The sequence below is a fragment of the Hydrogenimonas thermophila genome (assembly GCF_900115615.1).
Lineage (GTDB): Bacteria > Campylobacterota > Campylobacteria > Campylobacterales > Hydrogenimonadaceae > Hydrogenimonas > Hydrogenimonas thermophila.
In genome coordinates this window covers 21,294-31,443 of record NZ_FOXB01000025.1, presented here as the reverse complement: position 1 = coordinate 31,443, position 10,150 = coordinate 21,294, and the positions used below count along the sequence as shown (strand labels likewise).

Sequence of the window (10,150 nt, the reverse complement as noted above, 5' to 3'; positions counted from 1 at the left end):
TCGGTGTTTGTCAATATATCATGCAATGTAGATTTGGACGGTATTTCAATTTTATCTTTTTCAAAAATATCTTTAAGTATCGGGTTTTCTTTATTATAAACCATCCACCCAAATATCTCTTTGAATTTTGTATTACCCTTTAGTAATGCAAATATCACCATAAATAGCACTTCTGCTAATGGATACTGTATCTTTCCTATATCTACTCTATAATCTGGTATTGTCTTTAACGATTCAAGCAATGCTTTTGCTTTTGTATATTGTTTCATTGTTGACCCCACATTTTTTTGAGTCAACTCAAGCAAAAATCTTTCCAAAATCTTTTTTTAATAAATATTTAAAATTTCATCGGATTTGGCTGTATTTACTTTATTATTATAAAGTGCAAGTGCTTGAATTGAAGACTCTCTTAAAAACCTCTTTTTTAACTCTTTATACTCAATTTCTAAACTTAATAAAATATTATATAACTTTGGAGTCAAATTTTCTGTCTCTAAAATATAAGATACTATTGCTCTCTCTTTGCCACTAACTTCGGTTAATTTCAATAAATCATTAAAACAGACTATTAAATTAAAAAATGATTTATTTATAAATTGAGCTTTTAAAACATCTGTACTTTCAATCAAGTTAGTAACAATTTTGCTATAAAAATTTAAAACATCAAATATTGAAATAGTCTTATTGTCAATATTTTTTCTATAAGTTCTAATATCTGTATAGTGTTCTAATATTGTTTTTATATCTTTTTCATCATATAGTTCAGTGTAGTTTTTTAAAAGAGCATTAAATTGTATAAATGCTTCATCACTTTTAATTCTCTGCTTTTTTAGTTCATTATAAAAATAAGAGGATTCTTTAGAGATAAATGCAATGCTTAAACCTCGTTCACGCTGTAATTCACTTATTAGACTAGAACTTATTTTTACATACTCTACAATTTTTTCAAGATAGCGTGTATTTTGATACATAGATATCTTTTCATGCACATATCCAAAAGAAAAATATAGCATACCCACTGCAGGAAGTAAAAATATAATGATAAGTTTAAGCTTAATACTCTTTATAAACTCCGACATATCTCTCTTTTGTTTGAATTTGTCGAAGTATAACTACTTAAAAATAAAAACAAAAGAAAAAGCAGTTATCTTTTATTATTAAATATATATTTGAAGATAGTAGTAACAGGTAGTATAAAATATGGCAGTATTAACTACTGCCATATTTTTTATGATTCTTCTGCCGCTATTGTTCTAACAGCCATAAAATATCCTATGATTAATGCAATGATTGCTCCAACAAGAAGCAATACACTATCTTTTATTGCAAAGAGTGCAATTACTCCAACAATAATAAGAATTAAAACTATTAAAAAATATCTCATTTTTACTCCTTTTCCGGCTTAAGACACTCTCTGGTATCTATAGTTGCAGGTTTATAAATTCCTATTAAACCTTTTATACCTACACTCATTATAATGTTATACATAAAAATCACAAATGCCAGTAACATCATCGCACCACATATACCTGCTAGTATCATATAAGTGCTATATTCACCGTTATAATAGATAGATCGTCTAAGCATACCATCAATACCAGCCATTCCCATAAATGCACCCATTCCTATACCACCTATAAGGTGTAGCCAGAAGTGTATATTTGCAAGTTTTTGACTATATAGTTTTACTCCATTAGTTAAAATAGGAAACAGTACATAAATAGCACTATAAAGTGTCATTGTAAGCCCAACAAGAATAGCAACATGAACATGGTTTCCAATAACCCACTGAGTATTGTGTAAAATACGGTTCATACCAAGATCAGCTTGAATAATACCAGCAGGAACTGCAAGCATAAAACCAAGAATTCCACCTAGTAAAAACTTCAATTCATTAGTCATTTTCAAAGGTCTTGCACGATAGAGTGTTACAAGTACAATAAATACTGCAATTCCCTGTGTAACAAGCTCAAATGCAGTAACTACTTCACCAGATAAAACTTTAAGAGTATTGGACTGACCTTGATCTGACATAAGGTGGTGAGACCAAACTGTCCAAGAAACAACCATCTCTACAAAAAGTGCTGCACGTGCAATATTCTGCATAAAAAGCTCTTTTGTTCCTGTAATTAGCATTGCTAAAAGATACCAAGTACCAGCAACAAAAATAAGAACAAGACCATCTGCTACAAGGTCAAGACCCCACCAGAAAATATTTTTATACAAAAGTGCATCTACCCATGTATCTTTAAGGTCAATACCAAACAGAGAACCTAAAAGATAGATCAAAATTAGAACACCGGCTGAAGAGATAACAAGTGCATTAAGTCCCATATCTATGGTACCACGTGAAATAGCTGCAATAGGAAGAGGTACAAGATGCTCTTTTTTCTCTCTTCTGAAAAAGTTCAACAATCCTTCAAGACCAAGCGCAGAACGAAGTAATGCTCCTGCAGGCTGTTTTTCCCAACCTTCCGGTGTATAAAGAATTGTTTTGAAGATATTATAAGTAAAAAGGAATGTACCAATCATAATACCCACAACACCAACAATGTAAACAATTCCACCTATTGTGGTAAACTGCTTCATATCAACAGGAAGAGGCCAGTAAAGGGTATAAAGAGGAGCATAGCTAAACAAAAATCCAGCAAGCCACATAATAAATGTTCCGCCAGCTACACTTATCCATGAAATATTTGCCAACTTAATACTATAAATAGGCTTTTTCATCAAAAACGGTACTAAAAATAGAAATGCACCAAATACAATCATATATGAAGAACCAAATATACCTACCATAGGGTGTACTGTCATAATTGAAAAGAAGTGAGACTCATCAATAAGTGGAATAGGCTTAATCTCATGCATACGCATTATCATTCCCTCAAGGGCAGCAAGACCATAATATAAAAGACCTATAACTACAAATCGAAGTGCAATCTTTTGCATTGGTGTCATTGTCTCATGCTTGAGGCCACCTTCATTTCCTTCAATTAATTTTTGCATTAAACTCATCAATTGCCTCCTTCATTCATAGCATACTTGTCATTTTCTGAACACCCTGAAACAACTACAGCATCTTTAACAATCATCTGTGCACCTTTTGGGCCAGAATATTCAGTTGATCTTATGTAGTAAGTCCCATTTTTATGAAATTCCCACATTAAGTCATTTACTTTTCCAGGAACAACCTGCATCTGTGTAACCATAGTATGATTTTTTCTAAAAAGTCCAAATCCATATGTCAAATCTTCGCTTACAACTTCAAATACAACCTTTTTACCACACTCTACTTTCATAGGTTTTTCATCTAACTCTATCTTATGATCTTTGTAGGTTATATGGAAAGTTTTATCTGCTTTTAGATTTGCTCTATCAAGGTCAATAGGCACCCAAGGCACAACATTGTATGTTAAAAAGTGAAGACCAGTACCAATAGCAACTAAAACACCAATATATGCATAAAAAACTACTGGTTTAGCCCCTTCCTTTTTTCCATCTTGCATAATGCGCAAAGCAAACCAGCCTATTAACGATATGACAATAAGAGCATATATCGTATAGACAAGTTTCAATGTGCTTAAAACATCAATTGAATCAGCCATCTTTACTCCTTATAATTTTTTGAACTTAAAATTATAAAGATGCTGACACTTTAATTTCTTGACTTAAGTCAAGGTTTTCAAATTAAATTGTTAAAATCAGGATCTATTATGCTTAAAAATTAGCCATTAATATGTTTTTATTGTCTAATTTTTATCTTACAAGAAGAATAAGAAGAAGTATATTGATAAGAAAAGAGCCAATAAAGAGCCAACGATAAACTTTAATAGGCTCTTTTTCAAATAGAGATATATCTTTTGGATAGTACGGTTTTACCTTTTCAGGATGCGTTAGTTCATACTCCATTTCACTATAAACTTCATAACGTCTATCTTTATCTCTCTCTATTGCTCGCATTACAACCGACTCAAGCCAAGCTGGAACTGCTTTGTTGTATGTGCGTACAGGTTTTGGTGTTTTAAAAGTAGGAGTTTGAAATGGTTCAATCTCACCATAAGGAAACTTTTTTGTTAAAGATTCATAAAGTGTAACTCCTATTGCAAAAATCTCTGTCTGCTCACTGATAGGTTCACCGGTAAATCGCTCAGGAGCAAGATAACTCGGTGTTCCAGCTCTAGTGGCAATAGAGAAGACCTCAACAATTGATCCAAAGTCAATAAGTTTATAAACACGTTTACCGTGACGTTTAAGAACAATGATATTTTCAGGCTTAATATCACCATGAACCAAATCATACTTGAGTAAAAAACTACAAGCATGAAGCAAAAACTTTCCTAACTGAATAGCATCTTCTACTGGCAGAGCTTTTTTTGCAATCAACTCTTTTAGGGTAACTCCTTCAAGATACTCCATTACATAGTATCTTTGTGTTCTATTTTTTGGAATTACCGCTTTTGGAAAAAAACCAGCTTTAAGGCGTGAAGCATTCCAAGCCTCTTTTACAAAAAGATCTAAATATTGTTCATCTTCTATAGCTTCTACAGGTGGAAATTTTAAAACATATTTAACACCCTTTTTTTCAGCCAACCATGTACGATCATTTTGAATAAGAGGCTTTAAAAGTCTATAACCATCTATTATCTCATCTTTTTTAAGAGTTCGTGGAATAGGCAGTTCAATCTTTTTAAGCTTACGATGTTTGCTTTCACCCTTTATCTCAATTACAACTGCCGTTGTATCATCAGGCAAATCATCATTAACTTTTTTGCTTGCTGTTTTTATTAGAGTGCTAGCACCAAACTTTAGTCTGTTTTCTACCTCTCTATTTTCTAAAACTTTTTGCAAACCGTCACTAGTAAGCAGTAAAATATCCCCTACTTCAAGATTGTTTTCAAAAAAGTAAGGATCAACACTTTCTGAGAGTCCGATTGCTTGCATAAGAACGTGTTCCATACCAGGCTCATCACTGACATGATCAAAACTTATCTGCTGTAAATGGGAATTTCTGTACAAATAGATAGGTGAATCACCTACATTGGCACCATAAAGACGATTAGCATCAATTACTACTATAGATAGAGTTGTAACGTACTCAGGACGCTCATACTCATCTATCCCTTCTCTGTATAAAATAGAGTTGATATTATTAATGAAGTGGCGAAGTGATTTCTCTATACTCCAGCTTCTTGGGCGGGTCTTGAAGTTATTCATTAGATAGTTGACTACACGGCGAGCAGCTTTTCCGCCAGCTCTTGCACTGCCAACTCCGTCACAAACTATGCCTATGCAAAGGTCATCTATTACTTTAACAGCAGCAAAATCTTCACTAACAAGCTCTTTACCCTTTGCCAAACCGAAGGAGCTGACACTGAACATTTGACTTTTCACTTCACTACCTCCTTCGGATTTAGGCTATTTAAGATGATTAGGCAAGGTTAGTATAAACTACCTGTACATCCTCATCATCTTCAAGTTTGTCAATCAATTCACTCACTTCATCCATCTGCTCTTCTGCAAGCTCTAATGGAACATTTGGAATGCGTTGAAGTGATGCTTTTTTAATCTCTATTCCACGCTCTTCAAGAGCTTTATTCAGTTCACCAAATGATGTAAATTCACCATAAATACGAATAATCTCTTTATCTTCACCATTCTCTTGAGGCAACCTATCTTCTTCAAGCTCTTCTAGACCAAAATCTATGAGTTCTAGTTCTAACTCTTCTAGATCAATTGAATCTGTTTTATCAAACTCAAAAACTGCTTTGCGGGTAAACATAAAATCAAGTGAACCGCTAGTAAGCATTTCACCGCCATTTCTTACCAAAATAGCACGTACATTTGCTACTGTTCGTGTACCATTGTCTGTAGCACACTCGATATACATCAATGTTCCGTGAGGACCTTTTGCTTCATAAGCAATCTCTTTAATCTCTGCTGCATCTTTACCCATTGCGCGTTTGATTGCCGCTGCAATATTGTCTTTTGGCATATTTTGCGCTTTGGCATTTAAAATTGCTGTACGAAGTTTTGGATTAAGTTCAGGGTCAGGTCCACCCTCTTTGGCTGCCATCGTAATGACCCGACCCAATTTAGGGAAGATGCGTGACATTGCTCCCCATCTTTTAAGTTTAGCTGCTTTGCGGTACTCAAACGCGCGTCCCATCTTAAATCCTTCAAATGTTTTTCGAAATTATATCCGAAAATCATTAAGCAATTATATTCGTCCTCCTGCACTCATTCCCCAGGTTGTTCTCCAGCGGGTTTTGACCAAACTAATTCCAATTATTGCCATTAAAACAACTCCTGCAAAGAGGAAAAAGCCTGCTGCATACCCGTCAAATGCACCTTTAGACCATCCAAGTGTTTTAATTAGAACCGTACCGCCAAGACCACCGGCACATCCGATTATTCCTGTCATAATCCCCATATCTTTGCCAAAACGCTGTGGAACCAGCTGAAAAACAGCACCATTAGCCATACCTAAACTTGCCATAATTAAAAATAGAACCAAGATAGCCAAATAGAAGCTATTTACAACAGTTGCATTTAAAACAGCCAAAAGAGTAACTGCACCAAAGAAGATGTAAAGAGATTTAACACCTCCCAATTTATCGGCAATACCACCACCTACAGGTCTTAAAACTGCACCTGCAAAGATACAGATTGCACCAAAGTAACCAGCTACAACTTTAACATTCTCTTCACCCAAAATATTGTGTCCAAAAGCACTCATATCTATCTGATAAGTATTCATCAAATAGACTTTCATATAGTTTGCAAAACCAACAAATCCGCCAAAACTGACTGCATAGAAGAGACTAAACCACCAAGTATCTTTATCACGCAACAGCTTTAAGTAATCACCAAGCTTTTTTGGATTTGGTTTATAAACATCTTCAGGAGCATCCTGAGCCATAAACATATATGTTATAAATATAAATGTTGAAAGAATTCCACCAACAAGGAAAACTGCCTGCCATCCCCAAATTTCTGCAATTTTTGGAGCAAATAGAAAGTCAATAACTACACCAATATTACCAGCTCCAGCAAGCCCAAGTACCAAACCTTGAAGTCTTGGCGGGTACCACTGTCCTGCTTGAGGAAGAGCAACAGCAAACGACGCACCTGCAAAACCAAGCCCCAATGCTACCATTAACAACTCATTATATGTAATGCTCTCACCTCTAAAGTATGCATAAAAGAGTGATGCAATAACAATTGACTGTGCTGTAAGAGCTGTCTTTTTAGGTCCAAACTTATCAACACCAAAACCTAAAACTATACGCAAAATTGCACCTGATAAAATAGGAATTGCAAGAAGTGTTGCCTTCTGGTCAGGAGAGAGTGTAAAACCATGTACTGACAAAGACTCTGAAATCTCAGTTGCTAATGGTCCAAGCATTGTCCAGACCATAAAACTGAAATCAAAATATAAAAATGCCGCAATCAGCGTAGGTAAATGTCCCGCTGTTTTGAGTTCACCCAACTTCATTAAAACTCCTCAAAAAATTGATGTTGTAATTGTAATAAATTTGATAAGTTTTAATTGTATATTTTTTAATCACTTATTTGTTGATATTTTTTTGATTAAAAAACAGGCAGTTTAAGTAGAAAAGATTTGTTAAACTTCTAAAAATCTTAAAATTTCAGATAGGAGAGTGTATGACACTCAAAGATATTCAAGCAAAACACACAAAAATAAATAAAATAGAGAAGCTAAAAGAGACCCGTACATATAAACAGGCTTGGGAAGCACTTCAAACTTATGCAAAAGAGGGTTATGACTCTATTATTAAAGAAGATAAAGATTTCTTCTTAAAATGTTTCGGTGTCTTTGACCGTCCTGCAACACCTGGAAAATTTATGATGCGTATACGTATAGCATCAGGACGTTTGACTAGTGAGCAAGCTTATGTTCTTGGACGTTTAGCTAAAGAGTATGGAAATGACTATATGGATCTTACAACAAGAGCTCAGGTGCAACTGCGCTATCTTGAAATAGAGAATATTCCATATATTATAGAAGAGTTGGAGAGTGTTGGAATAACAAGTTGGCAAACAGGTGTAGACAACTTTAGAAATATTGTAGCCGATCCTCTTAATCGTTTAAGTTATGACAATATTATTGATACAGCACCACTTGTTGATCAAATGCAAGATATATGGCTAAAAAAAGAGGAGTGGATCGCTACAATTCCTAGAAAATTCAACACTTCTATAAGTGGTTCTATGACAAATCGCTGTAACCTTTTTGCGCACGACTGCTGTTTTGCACTGGCAATGAAAGATGGAGAGTATGGCTTTAACGTCTATCTTGGCGGTAAAGTAGGAGCAATTGCAGAGTCAGCAAATGTTTTTGTTAGATATGATGAAGTTATTCCATTCTATAAAGCACTTATTAAAATGTATAAAACTTACGGCTTTCGTGACAGCCGTAACAAAAACCGCTTACACTTTCTAATCAAAGAAGCCGGTATGAAACTTGTTGTAGATACAGTTAAAGAGATTGCAGGACAAGATTTCGAAGAAGCTGGAGAAACACTTGTAAAACAGCCACGTACAGAAGAGCGTGATGGGCGTATTCGTCTTAAAGATGGCACTTATGCACTGCATATGGTAGTGCCGTCAGGTATTTTCAGTGGATCTGCTATGATAGAAGCAGCAGAGCTTACAAAAGAGTTTGGCAATGGTAAACTCAATATCTCTACAACACAAAACCTTTACATACTAGGCGTTAATGAAAAAAATATTGATGAAGTCTTGAAACATAAACCTTATGATAAATATAGATGTGTTTCTACTCCTTACTTCAATCAATTGGTTGCATGTGCAGGAATAGATTTATGTCCATTTGGTGTTATTCCAAATAAATCTGATGCAATTGAAATGGCTGATTACCTTGGTAAAACAGTTCCTCTTCCACCTGATGCTACAATTCGTATGCACTGGTCAGCCTGTGTCAAAGGTTGTGGCGTACACGAACTAGGTGATATTGGGTTTATAGGATGTAAAGCTAAAGAGAATGGTAAAAATGTTTATGGTGTACATATTCAAATAGGCGGAAAATCCTCTATAACGCAAGAAGAGGCTTATACCATTATGAAATCGGTACCTCTGTCCAAAGCAAAATATTATGTTGCCGAGCTTACAAAAACATATCTTGATTTGCGTAAGCCTCGTGAATCATTCGAGCGTTTTGAAAGCAGACTATTTAGACGATACTCAAAAGGAGCTATTGAGTTTATTTTACGCTGGAATATTAACATATGTGAACCAAACAGTTTTGAAAAAGTAAGTTTTGATCCAAAATGGCAGCCAAATACTGAACACAATGAAATCTTTTTACTTGGTCTAACCATTTACAAAAAACTGACTGGAGAAAAAGCTTATCAGGGAATACATCTATTTAACCCTATTGAAACAACTGCACCAAAACATCCTTCAAAAATCAATAGTGCAATAGATCAAAAGTTGGGTGATATTATTATGAAGATGATAGCACCTAGCTCAAAACGATACGAAGTATTTACTGAAATCATCAAAGAGTTAGCATAATAAGATAACCGCATATCACTTTCTTTTGATATGCGGTTATAAAATTAGTGTGTTCTAAAAGTCTCCAATTGAATATGTAGTTTACTGGTCATGCTGTTTAAATGCTCAGCAGCAGCTGCAATCTCTTCTACACTTCTTGCATTTTTCGATGATATATCATTTATTTGACCTATTTTAGATGCCATATTTTCTATATCTTTTTTAGTATCTTCAAATGTTTTTACAGTACTCTGACTTGCATTGGCTGCAATATCTATTGCTTCTACTGTCTCCTCTATTTTTACCTCAACACTAGAAGATAGTTCAGAAAGTTTTTGTGTATCTTGTGAATTTGTATACATTTGACTAGATACATCTGTAATAGACTGCACTATAACATTAATAGTAGCATTGATTTCACTAAGTGATTTTTGAGTTCTTTCAGCAAGCATTCTTACCTCATCTGCAACAACAGCAAACCCACGACCATGCTCACCGGCACGAGCTGCTTCTATGGCTGCATTTAGAGCAAGAAGATTTGTCTGATCAGCAATATCAGATATAACATCAAGAATATTCTTCACCTGATCTGCCTCACTAGATAAAGTTTGCA

Annotated in this window: 9 protein-coding genes and 1 pseudogene; 1 reads left to right on the top strand and 9 read right to left on the bottom strand. The window is 34.6% G+C overall.

The genetic code is table 11. The features are described from left to right. From BM227_RS08250 to BM227_RS08220, 8 genes are all read right to left on the bottom strand, one after another. Window positions 1–269, bottom strand: a 269-nt coding sequence (locus BM227_RS08250) for a transposase family protein (protein ID WP_143089721.1), incomplete at its 3' end; no start/stop codon positions are given. Between the two features lie 57 nt (window positions 270–326). Continuing rightward, a complete protein-coding gene (locus tag BM227_RS08245) occupies window positions 327–1,079 on the bottom strand; it encodes a nitrate- and nitrite sensing domain-containing protein (protein ID WP_092912872.1) in 753 nt (250 codons plus the stop codon). A gap of 149 nt (window positions 1,080–1,228) precedes the next feature. Beyond that, the gene (locus BM227_RS12755) at window positions 1,229–1,384 is read right to left on the bottom strand and encodes a hypothetical protein (RefSeq protein WP_177202023.1); all 156 of its coding nucleotides are present in this window, start codon (window positions 1,382–1,384) and stop codon (window positions 1,229–1,231) included. 2 nt (window positions 1,385–1,386) lie between these two features. Continuing rightward, window positions 1,387–3,015 (bottom strand): cbb3-type cytochrome c oxidase subunit I, encoded by a 1,629-nt coding sequence (locus tag BM227_RS08240; protein WP_092912870.1) that lies wholly within the window; start codon window positions 3,013–3,015, stop codon window positions 1,387–1,389. After that, window positions 3,015–3,605 (bottom strand): cytochrome C oxidase subunit II, encoded by a 591-nt coding sequence (locus tag BM227_RS08235; RefSeq protein ID WP_092912868.1) that lies wholly within the window; start codon window positions 3,603–3,605, stop codon window positions 3,015–3,017. The genes BM227_RS08240 and BM227_RS08235 overlap by 1 nt, the downstream gene beginning before the upstream one ends. A gap of 151 nt (window positions 3,606–3,756) precedes the next feature. Beyond that, window positions 3,757–5,391: a bifunctional protein-serine/threonine kinase/phosphatase gene (locus tag BM227_RS08230; protein ID WP_245757044.1), complete on the bottom strand. Its 1,635-nt coding sequence runs from the start codon at window positions 5,389–5,391 to the stop codon at window positions 3,757–3,759. A gap of 37 nt (window positions 5,392–5,428) precedes the next feature. Next, entirely contained in the window at window positions 5,429–6,166 is a 738-nt protein-coding gene (locus BM227_RS08225; RefSeq protein WP_092912866.1) for a YebC/PmpR family DNA-binding transcriptional regulator, read from the bottom strand. Between the two features lie 51 nt (window positions 6,167–6,217). Further along, a complete protein-coding gene (locus BM227_RS08220; protein ID WP_092912864.1) occupies window positions 6,218–7,495 on the bottom strand; it encodes an MFS transporter in 1,278 nt (425 codons plus the stop codon). Window positions 7,496–7,665: 170 nt separating this feature from the next. Here BM227_RS08220 and BM227_RS08215 point away from each other — a divergent pair, with 170 nt between their 5' ends. Beyond that, a complete protein-coding gene (locus BM227_RS08215) occupies window positions 7,666–9,558 on the top strand; it encodes a hypothetical protein (protein ID WP_092912862.1) in 1,893 nt (630 codons plus the stop codon). Between the two features lie 44 nt (window positions 9,559–9,602). Here the strand turns inward: BM227_RS08215 and BM227_RS13360 are convergent. After that, window positions 9,603–10,133 (bottom strand): annotated as a pseudogene (locus BM227_RS13360) (methyl-accepting chemotaxis protein); the annotation flags it as partial. Window positions 10,134–10,150 lie beyond the last annotated feature (17 nt).